16 protein-coding genes are annotated in these 18540 nt (G+C 70.6%); 8 read left to right on the forward strand and 8 right to left on the reverse strand.

Features of this window, described 5'->3' with window-relative positions:
- Positions 1-8: 8 nt before the first annotated feature.
- From AB0M67_RS05245 to AB0M67_RS05255, 3 genes are all read right to left on the reverse strand, one after another.
- Entirely contained in the window at positions 9-3023 is a 3015-nt protein-coding gene (locus AB0M67_RS05245; RefSeq protein WP_365742760.1) for a bifunctional [glutamine synthetase] adenylyltransferase/[glutamine synthetase]-adenylyl-L-tyrosine phosphorylase, read from the reverse strand.
- A 171-nt stretch (positions 3024-3194) separates the two neighbouring features.
- Complete coding sequence (locus AB0M67_RS05250) at positions 3195-4556, reverse strand: glutamine synthetase family protein (RefSeq protein ID WP_249954443.1); 1362 nt, start codon at positions 4554-4556, stop codon at positions 3195-3197.
- Between the two features lie 243 nt (positions 4557-4799).
- On the reverse strand, positions 4800-5384 hold the full coding sequence (locus tag AB0M67_RS05255) for a MarR family transcriptional regulator (protein WP_365742763.1): 585 nt from the start codon (positions 5382-5384) through the stop codon (positions 4800-4802).
- 112 nt (positions 5385-5496) lie between these two features.
- Between AB0M67_RS05255 and AB0M67_RS05260 the strand changes: the two genes are divergently transcribed.
- From AB0M67_RS05260 to AB0M67_RS05270, 3 genes are all read left to right on the forward strand, one after another.
- Positions 5497-5922: a hypothetical protein gene (locus tag AB0M67_RS05260; protein ID WP_365742765.1), complete on the forward strand. Its 426-nt coding sequence runs from the start codon at positions 5497-5499 to the stop codon at positions 5920-5922.
- Between the two features lie 115 nt (positions 5923-6037).
- On the forward strand, positions 6038-6685 hold the full coding sequence (locus AB0M67_RS05265; RefSeq protein WP_365742767.1) for a DUF3105 domain-containing protein: 648 nt from the start codon (positions 6038-6040) through the stop codon (positions 6683-6685).
- Between the two features lie 104 nt (positions 6686-6789).
- A complete protein-coding gene (locus AB0M67_RS05270) occupies positions 6790-7455 on the forward strand; it encodes a DUF305 domain-containing protein (RefSeq protein ID WP_365742884.1) in 666 nt (221 codons plus the stop codon).
- Positions 7456-7501: 46 nt separating this feature from the next.
- Here the strand turns inward: AB0M67_RS05270 and AB0M67_RS05275 are convergent, their stop codons facing one another.
- Positions 7502-7771 carry a DUF5990 family protein gene (locus AB0M67_RS05275; protein ID WP_365742769.1) on the reverse strand — a complete coding sequence of 90 codons (270 nt, stop codon included), beginning with the start codon at positions 7769-7771 and terminating at the stop codon, positions 7502-7504.
- A 93-nt stretch (positions 7772-7864) separates the two neighbouring features.
- Here AB0M67_RS05275 and AB0M67_RS05280 point away from each other — a divergent pair, with 93 nt between their 5' ends.
- Together AB0M67_RS05280 and AB0M67_RS05285 are read left to right on the forward strand one after the other, a co-directional pair.
- Positions 7865-8284: a CBS domain-containing protein gene (locus AB0M67_RS05280; RefSeq protein ID WP_365742771.1), complete on the forward strand. Its 420-nt coding sequence runs from the start codon at positions 7865-7867 to the stop codon at positions 8282-8284.
- A gap of 99 nt (positions 8285-8383) precedes the next feature.
- Positions 8384-10141, forward strand: a complete 1758-nt coding sequence (locus tag AB0M67_RS05285; protein ID WP_365742773.1) for an NAD+ synthase — start codon at positions 8384-8386, stop codon at positions 10139-10141.
- 49 nt (positions 10142-10190) lie between these two features.
- On the opposite strand, the gene AB0M67_RS05290 is transcribed toward AB0M67_RS05285, so the two are convergent.
- The 4 genes from AB0M67_RS05290 to AB0M67_RS05305 form a co-directional block, all read right to left on the reverse strand.
- Positions 10191-11417, reverse strand: coding sequence for an MFS transporter (locus tag AB0M67_RS05290; protein WP_365742886.1), 1227 nt, complete (start codon positions 11415-11417; stop codon positions 10191-10193).
- A 177-nt stretch (positions 11418-11594) separates the two neighbouring features.
- Positions 11595-12623: an endonuclease/exonuclease/phosphatase family protein gene (locus AB0M67_RS05295; RefSeq protein ID WP_365742775.1), complete on the reverse strand. Its 1029-nt coding sequence runs from the start codon at positions 12621-12623 to the stop codon at positions 11595-11597.
- Positions 12624-12900: 277 nt separating this feature from the next.
- Positions 12901-13509 carry a TetR/AcrR family transcriptional regulator gene (locus AB0M67_RS05300; RefSeq protein WP_365742777.1) on the reverse strand — a complete coding sequence of 203 codons (609 nt, stop codon included), beginning with the start codon at positions 13507-13509 and terminating at the stop codon, positions 12901-12903.
- A 159-nt stretch (positions 13510-13668) separates the two neighbouring features.
- Positions 13669-15291, reverse strand: a complete 1623-nt coding sequence (locus tag AB0M67_RS05305) for an MFS transporter (protein ID WP_365742779.1) — start codon at positions 15289-15291, stop codon at positions 13669-13671.
- A gap of 157 nt (positions 15292-15448) precedes the next feature.
- Between AB0M67_RS05305 and panB the strand changes: the two genes are divergently transcribed.
- The 3 genes from panB (at position 15449) to AB0M67_RS05320 (ending at position 18473) form a co-directional block, all read left to right on the forward strand.
- Positions 15449-16339 carry a 3-methyl-2-oxobutanoate hydroxymethyltransferase gene (gene panB, locus AB0M67_RS05310; protein ID WP_365742781.1) on the forward strand — a complete coding sequence of 297 codons (891 nt, stop codon included), beginning with the start codon at positions 15449-15451 and terminating at the stop codon, positions 16337-16339.
- 248 nt (positions 16340-16587) lie between these two features.
- Complete coding sequence (locus tag AB0M67_RS05315) at positions 16588-17616, forward strand: ATP-binding cassette domain-containing protein (RefSeq protein WP_365742783.1); 1029 nt, start codon at positions 16588-16590, stop codon at positions 17614-17616.
- Positions 17613-18473, forward strand: a complete 861-nt coding sequence (locus tag AB0M67_RS05320; protein WP_365742785.1) for an ABC transporter permease — start codon at positions 17613-17615, stop codon at positions 18471-18473. The genes AB0M67_RS05315 and AB0M67_RS05320 overlap by 4 nt, the downstream gene beginning before the upstream one ends.
- Positions 18474-18540 lie beyond the last annotated feature (67 nt).

The following is an 18540-nucleotide window of genomic DNA, read 5'->3' on the forward strand; positions in this document are numbered from 1 at the left end:
GTACGGGCTCAGGTCGCCGCCCCGTAGAACAGCTCCTCCATCACCGCTCGCGCCCTGCGCGTCGTACGGCGGTACTCGTCCAGCATGTCGCCGACGTGTCCCGGCCCGTACCCCAGGTAGCGGCTCATCGCGCTCAGTTCGCGCCCGTCCGACGGGAAGGTGTCGCCCGGCCTGCCCCTGACCAGCATCACCCCGTTACGGACCCGGGTCGCCAGCACCCAGGCGTCGTCCAGGATCTGCGCGTCCTCCGTCGAGAGCAGCCCGGCCGCGCGGGCCGCCGCCAGGGCCTGCCGGGTACGGGTCGTCCGCAGGCCGGGTTCCGCCCAGCCGTGCCGCAGCTGGAGCAGTTGGACGGTCCACTCGACATCGGAGAGCCCGCCCCGGCCCAGCTTGGTGTGGAGAGTCGGATCGGCGCCGCGCGGCAGCCGCTCCGACTCCATCCGCGCCTTGAGCCGGCGGATCTCCCGTACCGCCTCGTCCCCCAGCCCCTCCGCCGGATAGCGCAGCGGATCGACCAGTTCGATGAAGCGGCGGCCGAGATCGGCGTCCCCCGCCATCGGCTCCGCGCGCAGCAGCGCCTGGCTCTCCCAGACCAGCGCCCAGCGCCGGTAGTACGCCGCGTAGGAGGCGAGCGTACGGACCATCGGGCCGCTCTTGCCCTCCGGCCGCAGATCCGCGTCGATCAGCAGCGGCGGGTCGGAGGTGGGGACTTGAAGCAGCCGCCGCATCTCGGCGACGACCTCGTTCGCGGCGCGCGCCGCCTCGTGCTCGCCGACGCCCTCGCGCGGCTCGTGGACGAAGAGCACATCCGCGTCGGAGCCGTAACTCAGCTCATGGCCGCCGAACCGCCCCATGCCGATGACCGCGAAACGGGTGGGCAGCGTGTCGCCCCACCGCTCGCGTACGACGGCGCGCAGGGCGCCCGCGAGCGTCGCCGCGTTCAGATCGGTGACCGCGTTGCCGACCCGGTCGACCAGCGCCCCGGGGTCCTCCTCGGCCGGGCTGTCCTCCGTGCCGTACGAGCCGATGATGTCCGCCGCGGTCGTACGGAACAGCTCACGCCTGCGCATCCCCCGGGCCGTCGCGACCGCGCCCTCCGCCGTCTCCGCGCGCCCGACCGCCGCCAGGACCTCCTGCTCCAGCGGCTCACGGCCGCGCGGAGCCAGCCCCTGGGGGTCACCGAGGATGGCCACCGCCTCGGGCGCGCGGAGCAGCAGATCGGGGGCGAGCCGGCCGGCCGAGAGCACCCGCGCGAGATTCTCCGCCGCGGCCCCTTCGTCGCGCAGCAGCCGCAGATACCAGGGCGTCTTGCCGAGCGCGTCCGACACCTTGCGGAAGCCGAGCAGCCCGGCGTCGGGATCGGCGGAGTCCGCGAACCAGCCGAGCAGCACCGGCAGCAGCGTCCGCTGGATCGCCGCCTTGCGGCTCACCCCGGACGACAGCGCCTCCAGATGCCGCAGCGCGTCGGCCGGGTCCGCGTAGCCGAGCGCTTCCAGCCGCTGCCGCGCCGCCCGCGGACTGAGCCGGATCTCGCCCGGCGCGAGCTGGGCGACCGCGTCGAGCAGCGGCCGGTAGAACAGCTTCTCGTGCAGCCGCCGGACGACCGAGGCGTGCCGCCGCCAGGTCCGGTTCAGCTCCGCGACGGGATCGCCGCGCAGCCCGAGTGAGCGCCCGAGACGGCGTAGATCCGCCTCGTCCTCGGGCACCAGATGGGTACGGCGCAGCCGGTAGAGCTGGATACGGTGCTCCATGGCGCGCAGGAAGCGGTACGCCTCGTCCAGCTGCGCCGCGTCCGCCCGGCCCACATAGCCGCCGGCCGCCAGCGCGGCCAGCGCTTCGAGGGTCGAGCCGCTGTGCAGCGCGGCGTCGCTGCGGCCATGGACCAACTGGAGGAGCTGTACGGCGAACTCGACGTCCCGCAGCCCGCCTGGACCGAGTTTCAGCTCACGGTCCACCTGGCCCGGGGGGATGTTGTCGACGACCCGGCGGCGCATCTTCTGGACGTCGGAGACGAAGTGCTCGCGCTCGGCGGCCTGCCACACCAGCGGGGACACCGCCTCGATGTACTGGGCGCCGAGCATCGGGTCGCCCGCCACGGCGCGGGCCTTCAGCAACGCCTGGAACTCCCAGGTCTTGGCCCAGCGCTGGTAGTACGCGAGATGGCTGCTCAGTGTCCGGACGAGCGGCCCGTTACGGCCCTCGGGACGCAGATTCGCGTCGACCGGCCAGATGGAGCCCTCGATGGTCGACTCGGAACAGATCCGCATCAGATGGGACGCCAGCCGGGTCGCCGCCTGGATGGCCTTGCCCTCGTCGATGCCCTCGGCGGCGCCGCCCACCCCGTCGGCCGGTTCGCCGACGAAGATCACGTCCACATCCGAGACATAGTTCAGCTCATGGCCGCCGCACTTGCCCATCGCGATCACCGCGAGCCGGCACAGCGCGGCGTCCTCGGGCGCCGCCGCCTTGGCGATGGCGAGGGCGGCGCGCAGCGTCGCGGTCGCCAGATCGGCCAGTTCGGCGGCGGTCTGGGCGTAGTCGGCCGTCCCGCAGACGTCTCTGGCGGCTATGGCGAGCAGACAGCGGCGGTAGGCGACCCGCAGCGAGACCGGGTCGGTCGCCTCGGCGAGCGCCCGCTCGAACTCCTCGACGCCGGGGTGCAGATCGGACAGCTCGTAGGTGACCAGCACATGCCAGTCCCCCGAGTGCCTGGCCAGATGGTCCCCGAGCGCCTCCGACGAGCCGAGCACCCCGAGCAGCCGGTCCCGCAGCGGCTTCGCCGCGATCACGGTGTCCAGCAGCACCCGCAGCTCGTCGGGGCGCTGCGCCTCCGCCAGCCTGACGAGCCCGCGCAGCGCGAGATCGGGATCGGCGGTGGCGCCGAGCGCGTCGAGGAGCATCGGATCGGACCGTACGAGTGACATCGCGGGGGCGTCGAGAAGCCGCTCGGCGGCGGAGGGATCGGTGAAGCCGTGCCGCAGCAGGCGGGTGAAGGTACTGCTCCTGCGTCCCGGCAGCGCCATGTTCGCCGTCTCCTGTCCACGACCCCGTCAGACCAAAGCTCAGGAACGAGCCTAGACCCAGGTCGCGGCGGAGGTGCTCACGACCGGTTCCGACCGCCGCGGGGCCCGGGGACAGGTCCGGGCCGGCGGTACGACAACCCCGCCGGCCCGGACCGGATCACACCTACGGCTCTACAGCACCGGCAGGTTCTTCTTCAGCTCGAAGGCCGTCACCTCGGAGCGGTACTCCTCCCACTCCTGCTTCTTGTTGCGCAGGAAGAAGTCGAAGACATGCTCGCCGAGCGTCTCCGCGACCAGTTCGCTGCGCTCCATCAGGGAGATCGCCTCGCCCAGGTTCTGCGGCAGCGGCTCGATGCCCATCGCGCGGCGCTCCGCGTCCGTGAGGGCCCATACGTCGTCGTCGGCGCCCGCCGGGAGTTCGTAGCCCTCCTCGATGCCCTTGAGACCGGCGGCGAGCAGCACCGCGTAGGTCAGATAGGGGTTGGCGCCCGAGTCGATGGAGCGGACCTCGACCCGCGCGGAGCCGGTCTTGCCCGGCTTGTACATCGGGACGCGGATCAGCGCGGAGCGGTTGTTGTGGCCCCAGCAGATGTACGAGGGGGCCTCGCCGCCCGAGCCCGCGGTGCGGGAGGAGCCGCCCCAGATGCGCTTGTACGAGTTGACCCACTGGTTGGTGACGGCCGAGATCTCCGCCGCGTGCTTGAGCAGCCCGGCGATGAAGGAGCGGCCGACCTTCGACAGCTGGTACTCGGCGCCCGACTCGTAGAAGGCGTTGCGGTCCCCCTCGAAGAGGGAGAGATGGGTGTGCATGCCAGAGCCCGGGTATTCGGAGAACGGCTTCGGCATGAAGGTCGCCTGCACGCCCTGCTCCAGCGCGACCTGCTTCATGACCAGACGGAACGTCATGATGTTGTCGGCGGTGGAGAGCGCGTCCGCGTAGCGCAGATCGATCTCCTGCTGGCCGGGGGCGCCCTCGTGGTGGCTGAACTCCACCGAGATGCCCATGGATTCGAGCATCGTGATCGCCTGGCGCCGGAAGTCCATACCGACGTTCTGCGGCGTGTGGTCGAAGTAGCCGGAGCTGTCGGCGGGTGTGGGGCGCGTGCCGTCGACCGGTTTGGTCTTCAGCAGGAAGAACTCGATCTCGGGGTGGGTGTAGAAGGTGAAGCCGAGATCCGAGGTCTTCGCCAGGATCCTCTTGAGCACATAGCGCGGGTCCGCGAAGGACGGCGAGCCGTCGGGCATCAGGATGTCGCAGAACATCCGTGCCGTGCCGGGGGCCTCCGCGCGCCACGGCAGTATCTGGAACGTGCCCGGGTCGGGCTTGGCGATCATGTCGGACTCGTAGACCCGGGCGAAGCCCTCGATCGCCGATCCGTCGAAGCCCATGCCCTCGTCGAAGGCCTGCTCCAGCTCGGCGGGCGCGACGGCGACCGACTTCAGGAAGCCGAGCACGTCGGTGAACCACAGGCGTACGAAGCGGATGTCGCGCTCTTCAAGCGTGCGGAGCACGAATTCCTGCTGCTTATCCATATTAGCCGTCCTACCCATCCTTGCTGGTCAGGCCACCTGCTCCCATGCCGCGAGGCACCCCGGGGGCACCCGAGCATCCCACCACACGATTTCCGGCGCGTTGCGAACCCCCGTCCAACGCTTGGCGTCGTGCGTGTGTACGGGCTCGCGACCCATAGTGCCTGTTCGTCCGATGCCCAGGTAACAGGCGGCCGCAACCCCATTGTGCGTGAGATCGGTGCGGAAGATCGACTCCGGCGCCGGTCAGCCACCACTGTGCCGGACGGTGGTGTCCGACCAGCCCAGCGGATACGGCCCCGTGTCCTCGCCCGGTACCGCCGGCTCCCCGCCCGCCTCGGTGAACGCGGTGAGCGCGCCGACCAGGGCCGTGCGCTGCTCGGGGGTCAGCCGCTCGACGATCGCCGAGATCTCGCGGTGGCGCGCGGCGGTGACCCGGTCGACGAGCGCCAGGCCCTCCGGGGTCAGCCGCAGCATCGTCTCGCGGCGGTTGCACGGGTTGCTCTGCCGGGTCGCCAGGCCCGCGGCGATCAGCCGATCGAGCATCCGCATGGCGGTCGAGGGATTCACCCCGAGCCGCTCGGCGATATCGACCAGTTTGGCGTCGCCGTGCGCGGCGAGGACCGCGAGCAGCCGGAACTGGGGCAGGGTGACCGGTTCCGCGACGGCCGCGAGAGACCGCGCCAAGACCTTCGCCAGCAGCCGGGACGCGGTCAGTACGGCGTGCGTCACCGCGTCGACATCGGCCGGACCTCCCGGACCCCGCCGGCCCGGCGCGGGCGGCTGCGACTGCGGCGGCGGCTGTCGGCGCGGCTGCGGATCCTCGACCATGCCTCTTTGTACCCCGGCGGTGCCCGGTTCGTACCGTCTGGGGTCACGGAGGGGAACCGGAACCGGTTCCTCACTGCTGTCGGCGGGGGTATACGCACTACGATCTGCGCTCATGGGGGGATCGCGGCCCGGCCACATACGCATCACGCGTCCCACGGCACTGCTGAGTGCCGTGGCGACGCTGTTCGCCGCGCTCTTCCTCTGTCTGGGGCCTGACCCGGGCGGGACCGGGGTCCACCACCCGGACGCTTCGGCGACGGCGGCGAACGGCACCATGTACGGACCGGCCGCCGGGACCTCCGTGCCGGACCGGGCCGAGGCCGAGGCCCGCTACACCTGCCCGTACGACAAGGGCGACTGCGGGCTCTTCCCGCATCAGAGCCCGGCCGTGCTCACCGTCCCGCCGCCGGCCACCCCGTTCGCCGGCGATGTCCAGCCCCCGCACCTCGAACCGCCGTACCCCACCGGCCAGGTGCCCCGCTCCGGAGCGCTCGCCCGCGCCCCGGATCTTCACGTCCTTCAAGTACTGCGGACGTAGCCGGGCCCGCACCCGCACCGGGCCACCCCCGCGCCGGGTTCCCGAATATCCCGAACCACGATCCGTGGTCACGCAGTTGTCCGCGTTCCGCAGTTATCCCAGAAGGACACACATCATGGCTTCCAAGTCCCAGTCCGCCGAGCGCAAGGCCCGAATAGAGGAGATGCGCCGCGTCGAGCGGGCCCGCGAGCGGCGCAGCCGCATCATCACGATCTCGGCGAGCGCCATTGTGGTGGCCGCCCTCGTCGCCGGTGGCGCGTATCTCCTCAACAAGGAGTCGGACCAGAAGGAGCAGGAGCAGGCGGCGGCCAAGGCGCCCGTGCAGGACGAGAAGTCCTGGGACGCCAAGAAGCTGGGCCGTAACCATGTCACCGAGGCGGTCACGTACCCGATGACCCCGCCCGTGGGCGGTGACCACAACCAGGTCTGGATGAACTGCCAGGGGGACGTCTACAAGGAGCCGATCCCGGATGTGAACGCCGTGCACTCGCTGGAGCACGGCGCGGTCTGGGTCACCTACAACGACAAGGCCTCCGACGCCGATGTGAAGGCGCTCGGCGAGAAGGTGGGGAAGACGCCCTACTCGATGATGAGCCCGGTGAAGAACCAGGCGGGCGCCATCATGCTGAGCGCGTGGGGCAAGCAGGTCACGGTGGACAGCGCCACGGACTCGCGCGTCGACCAGTTCTTCACCAAGTACGTGCAGGGCGCGCAGACCCCTGAGCCGGGCGCCGCCTGCACGGGCGGAATGGGCGCGCAGTGACGGCGGAGAGCGCCCCGGACCCGACGGCCGGTACGGATACCGGTACGGATACGGCCGATACGGCTCGTCCGGCGCGCGGGGCGACACGCACCCAGTGGGCGGCGATCACCGCCGTCGTCCTGGCGCTGGTCTTCGCCGGTACGGCGGCGGTGGCCTCGGCCGGGCGTGACGGCGGCCCGGCCGCGCCCCGTACCCCCACGGCGGACTCGGCGGACGCGGGCTTCGCCCGTGACATGGCGGTCCACCACCAGCAGGCGGTGGAGATGTCCTTCATCGTGCGGGACAGCACGGACGACGAGGAAGTGCGCCGACTGGCGTACGACATCGCCAACACCCAGGCGAACCAGCGCGGGATGCTGCTGGGCTGGTTGGACATGTGGGGGCTGCCGAAGGTCGAGTCGGGCCGCGAGCCGATGGCCTGGATGTCCATGGACAAGACCATGGACCACGGCGGCGGTATGGACATGGGCTCGATGGACCACGGGGCGGGTCATCAGGCCCAGGACGGCTCGCTGATGCCGGGCATGGCCACGAAGACGGAGCTGGACCAGCTCCGCGAGGCCCGTGGCAAGGCGGCCGAGGTCCTGTATCTCCAGCTGATGACCGACCACCACAAGGGCGGGGTCGAGATGGCCCAGGGCTGCGTACAGCTGTGCGTGCCCGGTACGGAGAAGGACCTCGCCGAGGGGATGGTCGCGGCGCAGCAGTCCGAGATGGCCCTGATGGCGGACCTGCTCGCGGCGCGCGGCGCGAAGCCGCGTACCGCCTGACGCGTGGGGGCCGCCGGTTCCCCGGGGACCCGGCGGCCCCGCGATCTCAGCCGTCCCGCGTCCCGGGCGCGGCCCGCCACACCAGCTCGGGCGGGCGGAGACCCGCGCACCGGGGCAGGCCCTTCGCGTCCGTGAGCGCGGGGGCCGTGGTCGTGTCGACGGGGATCTCGAAGTGCGCCTCGGCCGCGTCGGCCCGTACCAGCTGGTCCGGGTCCGGGACCCGGCCGCGCTGGGGCGCCACATGGACCTCCTGGAAACAGCCGCACGCGCGGCCGGGCAGCTCGCGCCCGGTGATCCGCAGGGTCAGTCGCGCCATGCTCTCCCCGTCGCTTGCGGTCGCGTCACCCGAACGGGTCCACGATGATGGATCTGACTCGGGGTGGACGGCACTCAGGAGGCAGGGACAACCATGACTACCGCCAAAGACATCATGCACCCCGGGGCCCAGTGGATCCCGGCCCACGAGACCCTGGACCGCGCCGCCCAGCTGATGCGTGAGCTGGATGTGGGCGCGCTCCCCATCGCCGACGCCGAGGAGCGGCTGACCGGCATTCTCACGGACCGCGACATCGTCGTCGGGTGTGTGGCGATGGGCCATGACCCGGCGCGGACGACGGCCGGTGAGATGGCACAGGGCACCCCCCGCTGGATCGACGCGAACGCGGACGTGGACTCGGTGCTGTACGAGATGCAGAGCCACCAGATACGGCGGCTGCCGGTGATCGAGGACCGGCGTCTGGTCGGGATGATCAGCGAGGCCGATCTGGCCCAGCACCTCACCGACGGGCAGCTCGCCTCCTGGATGGAACAGGTCTACGCGCACGGCTGAGCCCCGGCTCGCGCGCCCTCCGCGCCGCCCGCGCCGAGTGGGCCGCCCCACACGCACACCCCAGGACATCGTGTCAGTCAGACGATTACACTGGGTCCCGTGCCTCAACTACGTCTCGCTCTGAATCAGATCGACTCGACCGTCGGCGATCTCGCCGCGAACGCCGAGGCGATCGTGCACTGGACCCGGCACGCCGCCGAACAGGGAGCGCATGTCGTCGCGTTCCCCGAGATGGTGCTGACCGGCTACCCCGTCGAGGACCTCGCCCTGCGGTCGTCCTTCGTCGAGGCGTCCCGGGCCGCCGTGCGCGCGCTCGCGGTCCGCCTCGACGAGGAGGGTTTCGGCGAGCTGCCCGTCGTCGTCGGCTATCTGGACCGCTCCGAGTCGGCCCAGCCGCGCTACGGACAGCCCGCCGGCGCCCCGCGCAACGCCGCCGCCGTACTGCACCGCGGCGCGGTCGTCCTCAACTTCGCCAAGCACCATCTGCCCAACTACGGCGTCTTCGACGAGTTCCGGTATTTCGTACCGGGCGACACCATGCCCGTCATCCGGGTCCATGGCGTCGACATCGCGCTCGCGATCTGCGAGGACCTCTGGCAGGACGGCGGCCGGGTGCCGGCGGCCCGGTCCGCGGAGGCGGGGCTGCTGCTCTCGATCAACGCCTCGCCGTACGAGCGCGAGAAGGACGACACCCGCCTCGACCTGGTGCGCAAGCGCGCCCAGGAGGCCGGCTGCACCACCGCGTATCTCGCGATGATCGGCGGCCAGGACGAGCTGGTCTTCGACGGTGACTCGATCGTGGTGGACAGGGACGGCGAAGTCGTGGCGCGCGCACCGCAGTTCGCCGAGGGGTGTGTGGTCCTCGACCTCGAACTGCCGGCCGCCTCGCCGGAGGCCCCGGACGGAGTGGTGGACGACGGGCTGCGGATCGACCGGGTCATCCTCTCCGAGGACCCGCTGCCGGCCTACGAGCCCGAGCTGACCGGTGGCTACGCCGAGCGCCTGGACGACGAGGAGGAGGTGTACTCGGCGCTGGTGGTGGGCCTGCGCGCGTACGCCGCGAAGAACGGCTTCCGGTCCGTGCTGATCGGTCTCTCCGGCGGTATCGACTCCGCGCTCGTCGCCGCGATCGCCTGTGACGCGGTCGGCGCGGGGAACGTGTACGGCGTCTCCATGCCGTCGAAGTACTCGTCCGGCCATTCCAGGGACGACGCGGCCGAGCTGGCCCGCCGTACCGGACTCAACTTCCGTACGCACCCGATCGAGCCGATGTTCGACGCGTACATGGGCGCGCTCGGGCTCACCGGGCTCGCCGAGGAGAACCTTCAGTCGCGGCTGCGCGGCACGATGCTGATGGCGCTCTCCAACCAGGAGGGTCATATCGTGCTCGCGCCGGGCAACAAGTCCGAGCTGGCGGTGGGCTATTCGACGCTCTACGGCGACTCCGTCGGCGCGTACGGCCCGATCAAGGACGTCTACAAGACCTCCGTCTTCCGGCTCGCGCGCTGGCGCAACCGCGTCGCCGAGGAGCGCGGCCAGACCCCGCCGATCCCGGAGACCTCGATCTCCAAGCCGCCCAGCGCCGAGCTGCGCCCCGGGCAGGTGGACACGGACTCGCTGCCCGACTACGACGTGCTGGACCGGATCCTGGAGCTGTACGTCGACCGCGACCAGGGCAGGGACGCGATCGTCGCGGCCGGCTTCGACGCCGAACTGGTCGCCAGGACGCTGCGGATGGTGGACACGGCGGAGTACAAGCGGCGCCAGTACCCGCCGGGCACCAAGATCTCGGCGAAGGGCTTCGGCAAGGACCGGCGGCTGCCGATCACGAACCGCTGGCGCGAGCTCACGCCGTAAGCCCACGCCGTAAGCTCACGTCGAAATCTCACGTTGTAACGGACAGGGCTCAGCCCACCCGTTCCGTCGTCGCCTCGGCCTTCGTCACGGCGGAGGCGACGACCCGCGACGCCTCCGGCACCCGGTCGGCCCGGTCACCCCGGTCCAGCAGCCCGGCCGTCACCGCGATCGCCAGGCCGACGACCGCGAGCACCGCGCCGACCAGGGTCGGGGACAGCCAGCCCCAGCCCGCCGCGATCGCCACGCCGCCGAGCCAGGCGCCGCCCGCGTTGGCCAGGTTGAAGGCCGAGTGGTTGGAGGCGGAGGCGATCGTGGGCGCGTGCCTGGCCTTCCGCATGACGAGCATCTGGAGCGGCGTGGTCGTCATGAACCCGACCGCGCCGAGCACCACGACCGTCACCAGCGCCGCCCACTGGATGTGCGCCGTGAAGCGGAAGGCGAGCAGCACGACGGCGAGCGTGCCGAGCGAGGCGTACAGGGTGGGCCGCAGCGCGCGGTCGGTCAGCGGCCCCGCCGCCAGCGCGCCCAGCGTCATTCCGATGCCGAAGAGCGCGAGGACCAGCGTGACGGAGGATTCGCCGAAGCCCATCACCTCGGTCGTGATCGAGGCCAGATACGAGTAGACGGCGAAGACCCCGGCGAAGCCGAAGACCGCGGTCGCGAGGCCGAGCAGCACCTGACGGTCGCCGAGGGCGCGTATCTCACGGCCCACGCTCTGGTGCGCCTCAAGCGGTATGTACGGGACGAGCCGGGCCAGCGCCGCGAGCGCGATCAGGCCGATCACGGTCACCACCAGGAAGGTGGCGCGCCAGCCGAGGCTCTGGCCGAGCAGAGTGGCCGCGGGGACGCCGACGATATTGGCGACGGTCAGGCCCAGGAACATGGTCGCGACGGCCCGCGCCTGCCGGCCCTCGCGCACCAGCCGGGCGGCGACCACCGCGCCGACGCCGAAGAACGCGCCGTGCGGCAGCCCGGCGAGGAACCGGCCCGCCAGCAGCCAGCCGAAGCCGGGGGCGAGCGCCGAGCCGAGGTTGCCGATGACGAAGAGCCCCATGAGCAGGAGCAGCATCCGCTTGCGCGGGATACGGGAGCCGAGAGCGGTGAGCAGGGGGGCGCCGACGACGACACCGATCGCGTAGGCCGAGACCAGATATCCGGCGGTCGGCACGGACGTACCCAGATTCTCCGCGACATTGGGCAGCAGGCCCATCATCACGAACTCCGTCGTCCCGATCCCGAAAGCGCTGACGGCCAGGGCGAACAGGGCGAGGGGCATCGAGAGACCTTCCATGGTGAGCTTCCGGGGGTTAAGTACCCCCACGGAACAAAGTCTCTCAGGGTTTCTATTCCGGCGGATGAACTCCGGATTGCGCCCAGCGCTCCGATCGGCGAGACCCCGGTCAGCGAGGCTCCGACCGTCGAGGCTCCGGTCGGCGGTGCCCCGCCCGCCGGCTCAGCGCAGCTCCACCCGCGCCGCGATGGGCAGATGGTCGCTGTCCGTCTCGGGAAGGGTCCAGGACGAGGTCGGTTCGACGCCCTTCACCATGATCTGGTCGATCCGGGCCAGCGGGAACGACGCCGGCCAGCTGAAGCCGTACCCGTGCCCGGCCGCGCCCTGCGTCGAGCGCATCTGGGCGGTCACGGCGTTGAGCGAGCGGTCGTTCATGGTGCCGTTCAGATCGCCGAGCAGGATCACCCGGCTCAGCGACTCGTCGGCGATGGCCTCGCCCAGCGCGTCGGCGCTCTTGTCACGCTGGTTGGCGGTGAAGCCCGCGTTCATCTTGACGCGTACGGACGGGAGATGCGCCACGAAGAAGGCGACCGGGCCCTCCGGTGTGTCGACGGTGGCGCGCATGGCGCGGACCCAGCCCAGCCTGATGTCGACGGGCTTGATCCCGCTCATCGGATACTTGCTCCACAGTCCCACCGTGCCCTGCACCGAGTGGTACTTGTACGTCTCGGCCAACGCGTCGACATAGATCGGTACGGCACTGGCCTTCAGCTCCTCCAGCGCCACGACATCGGCCCCGGACCGTGCCAGCTCGCGCGCGGTGCCCTGCGGGTCGGGGTTGTCCGCGTTGACGTTGTGGGTGGCGACCATGAGGTCACCGCCGCCGCCGGACTTGTCGGTGAGCAGTCCGCCGAAGAGATTGACCCAGACCACGGCGGGCAGCAGTACGGCGATCAGCGCGGTGGCGGACCGCCGTACCAGCGCCAGGAGGAGGATCAGCGGAACGAACACGCCGAACCAGGGCAGGAATGTCTCGGTGAGACTCCCCAAGTTGCCGATCTTGTTGGGGATCTGCGCGTGAAAGATCATCAACAGCGCGACGACCACGGCGAGCACCGCCAGGACGATGCCTCGCCGCCAGATGCCCGGGTCGCCCCGCCATCGGTCGAGCAGGGCTCTGGCGCGGGAGGCGGCGCGGGGGTCCTCCTCCTCGCCGTCCGTCACCGAATGCGCCGTGTACTCCTGCGTCATATGCGCTGCCCTCACTGCCTTGCCGTGCACGCTCGCCCCCGACCCTAGGCGATGTACGGGCACTTTCTCCGCCGTCCGGGGACAGCCGTTCCCGCACGGAGACGAAGAGGGAGGGTTTGGGGGTTCCGATCACGGATGGAAGAGCGGCGGGTGTGACAGATCCCGCACCGCTGTATCGGGCGATTCGAGTCGCGCGCCCGTCCGGTACGGGGAAACCGGTACTCCGGTACGGCGGAGCCGGTACGGGGAGAACGGTACGGGGACACACGCGCGTCCGTCACGTGCGCGGGCCCAGCCCCTGGAGCACGGCGCTGATGATCCGGTCGGGAAGGTCCTCCTCCAGCGGCGCGCCCTGCCGGTACAGGGTGCGCATGAGCATGGGGCCGATCAGCAGCTCGTTCATCAGCTCCACGCTCAGGTCGTCCCGCAGCTCACCGGAGGCGACCCCGCGCCGGATCAGCTCCGTCGTCATCGCGCGCCGGGGGTCGATGACCGTCCTGTGGTACTCCGCCCAGAGCCTGGGCTGGCCCTTCATCTCGACGACGACGTTGTGCAGCAGGGCCGAGGAGCGCTGGGCGAGACCTCGCTGACGCATCGCCTCCAGCATGACCCTGAGATCGTCGAGCGCCGAGGTTCCCGGCAGTTCGGGCTCGGGCGGCTCGATCTCCCGCAGGACATCGAGGAAGAGCGCCTCCTTGCCCTGCCAGCGCCGGTAGATGGTCGCCTTGCCGACGCCGGCCGTACGGGCGATGCGTTCGACGGAGAGCGCGCCGAGCGGCACACCGTCCTCCAGCAGGGTCACGACGGCTTCCAGGATCGCCCGCTCGACCGCCTCGCTGCGTGGCCTGCCGCGCCGGTGTTCCTTCTCGTGACCCTGCTCCCGCACCTGTCTCCGCCTCTCGCCGCCCCTGGACCTACGGCCTGTAGGCCGCGCCGCGCTTCCGCCGCGCCAATTCTCGTACACGGCGGCCCGCCGCACGCCGTCCTCGCGCACACGTACACGGCGCGCACACGTACACGGCGTATACGGCGTACGGCGTCGCTGTCAGCCGCGGACGGCGCTCGCGGGTTCGGGCACCTCCTCGCTCCCCGCGAGCTTCCGCGGCTCCGGCCGGCCCGGCAGGAAGAGCGCGACCACCGCGGCGCCGATCAGCGCGACGGCCGCCGAGCCGAGCGCCGTGACATGCATGGCGTCGAGGAACGCGTCGTAGGCGGAGCTGATCAGCGGCCGGCCCGCCGGACCCATCTTCTCGGCGACACCGATCGTCGCCTCGATCGACTCCCCCGCCGCGTCCCGGGCGCCGGCCGGGACCGCGCCGAGGTGTCCCTCGATCCCGCCCCGGTAGGTCGCGGAGAGCACCGAGCCGAGTACGGCGATCCCGAGGGCGCCGCCGACCTGGCGGAAGGTGTTGTTGATGGCGGAGCCCGAACCGGCCTTCTCGCGGGGCAGCGCCTGCATGACCGCGACGGTGACCGGCGGCATGATGTGCGCCATTCCGGCGCCCTGGACGAAGAAGACGAGGCACAGCACCCAGACCGGGGTGTCCGTGCCGAAGAGGGCGAACGCGGCGAGTCCCGCGGCGACCAGCAGCATGCCGACCGTGCAGACCGCGCGGGCGCCGAACCGGTCCACCACCAGCCGGGCCCGCGGCGCGAAGATCATCTGGGCCGCGGCCAGCGGCAGGATCAGCAGTCCGGACTGGAGCGCGCTGTAGCCGCGGACGCTCTGGAGGTAGAAGGCCGAGAAGAAGGTCACACCCATCAGCGCGAAGAAGACCAGCGCGATGGCGGCGACGGCGGCGGCGAAGGCCGGCTTCCTGAAGTACGAGATGTCGATGGCCGGATGGCTGCTGCGCTTCTCGTGCCAGACGAAGAGGGCCAGTACGGCCACGCCGCCGATGAGCGGGGCGAGCACGCCCGCGCCGGTGAAGTCGGCCAGCTCGCCGCCGCGGATGATGCCGTACACCAGCAGGACGAGTCCGACGATGGAGAGCACGACGCCCACCGGGTCGAGCCGGCCCGGCCTGGGATCCTTGGAGTCCGGGACCAGCAGCACCATCGCGATCAGCGCGACGGCGGCCACCGGGACATTGACCAGGAAGATGGAGCCCCACCAGAAGTGTTCGAGCAGCAGACCGCCGGTGATCGGGCCGATGGCGATACCGAGGCCCACGCTGCCCGCCCAGATGCCGATGGCCTTGGGCTGCTCCTCGCGCTCGAAGACATTCATCAGGATGGCGAGGGTGGCGGGCATCACAAAGGCGGCGCCGAAGCCCATCAGAGCGCGGTAACCGATGAGTTCGGCGGGCGATCCGGACAGGGCGGCGAGCGCCGAGCCGAGGCCGAAGACGGCTGTGCCGAAGAGAAGCATCTTCTTGCGGCCGACACGGTCACCGAGCAGCCCGGAGGTGAAGAGCAGTCCGGCGAAGACGAGCGTGTAGGAGTTGATCGCCCACTCCAGCTCGCTCTGCGTGGCGCCGATACCGGTGGGCTCGGGGGCGGCGATCGTCTTGACCGCCACGTTCAGGATCGAGTTGTCCAGCACGACGATGAGCAGGCTGAACATCAGAACACCGAGGATGGCCCAGCGACGGCGGTGGACCGCCTCCGGGACTCGGGACTCGGGTATGCGGGGTGCGGCGGCGGCGCCGCCGGACGGTGTGGACATGGCGTACACCCTAGACGCGTTTCGATACGAGACCGTCTCGTATTGGAAAGTCTTTACGAACGGCCCCTACTTCCCGCGACCGGCCCCGGGATGCCACCATGGAACCGGTCCGGGGACACCGTCAGGGTGCCTCGAGATGACGAAAGGGCCTTTGGCCATGACTGTTCAGACCGAGGCTGCTCAGAAGCCGCCCGCGGGACGCCCGGCCGGCTCCGAAGCCGGTTCCAAGGCGCTGTACGGCGGGAAGAGTTCGCGGCGTATCACCGTCCATGACATCGCCGCCGCCAAGGAGCGCGGCGAGAAGTGGCCCATGCTCACCGCCTATGACGCGATGACGGCCTCCGTGTTCGACGAGGCCGGCATTCCGGTCATGCTCGTCGGCGACTCGATGGGGAACTGCCATCTCGGGTACGAGACGACCGTGCCCGTCACGCTCGACGAGATGACGATGCTCGCCGCCGCCGTCGTACGGGGCACGAAGCGCGCCCTGATCGTCGGCGACCTGCCGTTCGGCTCGTACCAGGAAGGGCCGGTCCAGGCCCTGCGCAGCGCCACGCGGCTGGTGAAGGACGCGGGCGTGGGCGCGATCAAGCTGGAGGGCGGCGAGCGCTCGCACAGCCAGATCGAGCTGCTGGTGCAAGCCGGTATCCCGGTGATGGGGCACATCGGACTCACGCCACAGTCCGTCAACACCCTCGGCTACCGGGTGCAGGGCCGCGGCGAGGAAGCCGCGCAGCAGCTGCTCCGCGACGCCAAGGCGGTACAGGACGCGGGGGCGTTCGCGGTCGTGCTCGAACTGGTCCCCGCCGAGCTGGCCGCCGAGGTCACCCGCATCCTGCACATTCCGACCATCGGGATCGGCGCGGGGCCGGAGACGGACGCGCAGGTGCTCGTCCATACGGACATGGTCGGGCTGACCGGAGGGAAGGTGCCGCGCTTCACGAAGCAGTACGCGAATCTCCGGCAGACGCTCGGGGACGCGGCGAGGGAGTTTGCGGACGAGGTGATTGGAGGAACGTTCCCTCAGGAGGAGCACACGTTCCACTAGGCGGATTCGCCCCCGCGAGGGGGCCCTCCGCCCCAGAAGCCACTGCCCGCACGAACGACAGCCCGCCGATCTTCCCCCGTCGGCGGGCTGTCGGCTGCTCCGACGGGGACTGTCGGCTTCCTCGGCGGGGGCTGTCGACGGCCCAACGGCGGTACGCGGTGGGGCCGACGGCCGCCCGACAGCCGCCCGACAGCGGCCTGTCGGCAGCTTGTCGGTGGATTGTCGGTGGCGGCTGGTCCACTGGTGTCATGACGCGAATCGACAAACACCCCAACGGCAGCCGCACGGGCAACGCCGTCGAGGTACGGGGGCTGGTCAAGCACTACGGCGGACCACAGGGCACCCGGGCACTCGACGGAGTGGACCTCGATGTACGCGAGGGCACCGTCCTCGGTGTGCTCGGACCCAATGGCGCCGGCAAGACAACGCTCGTCCGTATTCTCTCCACGCTCGTCCAGCCGGACGCCGGGACCGCGATGGTCGCCGGGTACGACGTGCTGCGCCAGCCGCGCCAGCTGCGCCGCACCATCGGTCTCACCGGCCAGTACGCCTCGGTCGACGAGAAGCTCTCCGGCTGGGAGAACCTGTACATGATCGGCCGGCTGCTCGATCTGTCCCGCAAGGACGCCCGCCGCCGCGCCGACGAACTGCTGGAGCGCTTCTCCCTCACCGAGGCGGCGAAGAAGCCCACGATGCAGTACTCCGGCGGGATGCGGCGCCGGCTCGACCTGGCGGCCTCGATGATCGGCCAACCGGCGGTGCTGTATCTGGACGAGCCGACCACCGGGCTCGACCCCCGTACCCGCAACGAGGTCTGGGACGAGGTGCAGCGGATGGTCGCGGAGGGTGCCACCGTCCTGCTCACCACCCAGTACATGGAAGAGGCCGAGCAGCTCGCCAGCGAGCTGACGGTGTTCGACCGCGGCCGGGTCATCGCCAACGGCAAGGTGGACGAACTGAAGGCGAAGGTCGGTGGCCGTACGCTCCAGATCCGGCCCACGGACCCGGCCCAGCTCCCCGCGATGGCGCGGGCGATCGCCGAGACCGGGCTCGACGGCCTGGCCGGCACCCAGGCCGTCCCTGACGAGGGCCTGCTGTACGTACCGATCCTCAGCGATGAGCAACTGACCGCGGTCGTCGGTCTGCTGGGCGAGCGCGGCTTCGGAATCGCCCATATCGGCACCCATCTCCCGAGCCTGGACGAAGTGTTCCTGGCCATCACCGGCCAGAAGACGGCCTCCGTGTCCGACACCACACCCGAGGAGGTCGCGGCATGAGCACGACCACACTGCCCACGTCCGCGCCGGAGAAGGCACCCGCGCCGAGGCCCGCCCACACCGCCGCCGCCGAGGGCCGGATCGGACTGCGCGCCAATCTGCGGCACATCGGCGCGCTGGTGCGCCGCAACGCCCTCCAGATCAAGCAGGACCCCGAGTCGATGTTCGACGTCCTGCTGATGCCGATCGTCCTCACGCTGCTGTTCGTCTATGTCTTCGGCGGCTCCGTGGGCGCGAGCCTCGGCGGCAGCCGCGACCAGTATGTGAACTATGTGGTCCCCGGTCTGATGGCGATGATGGGCATGAACATCGCGATGGCCGTGGGCGCGGGTGTGAACGACGACTTCCGCAAGGGGGTCATGGACCGGTTCCGCACGATGCCGATAGCCCGGTCCTCCGTGCTGATCGCCAAGATCGTTGTCGAGATCGGCCGGATGCTGGTCGCCACCGCCATCCTGCTCGGCATGGGTTTCCTGCTCGGCATGGAGATCAAGACGTCGGTGCTCGAACTGCTCGGCGCCGTCGGACTGTCCCTGGTGTTCGGCGCCTCGCTGATGTGGATCTTCATCCTGCTGGGGCTCACCATGAAGACGGCGCAGGCCGTCCAGGGGGTGGCGGTGCTCGTCCTGATGCCGTTGCAGTTCGGCTCGTCGATCTTCGCCCCGCCGTCCACGATGCCCGGCTGGCTCCAGGCGTTCACCGACTACAACCCGCTGTCCAATCTCGCGGACGCGGCGCGGAGTCTGATCAACGGCGGGCCTGTCGCGCACTCGATGTGGATGACGCTGGTGTGGGCGGTGGCGATCACGGTGGTGACGGCGCCGCTCGCGGTGGCCAAGTTCCGGAAGAAATCCTGAGGTCCGGGACCCGTCGGACCCGAGACCGGCGGACCCAAGACCGGCGGATTCGGGTCCGACGGGGTCG

It is taken from the genome of Streptomyces sp. NPDC051662 (assembly GCF_040681655.1).
GTDB lineage: Bacteria > Actinomycetota > Actinomycetes > Streptomycetales > Streptomycetaceae > Streptomyces.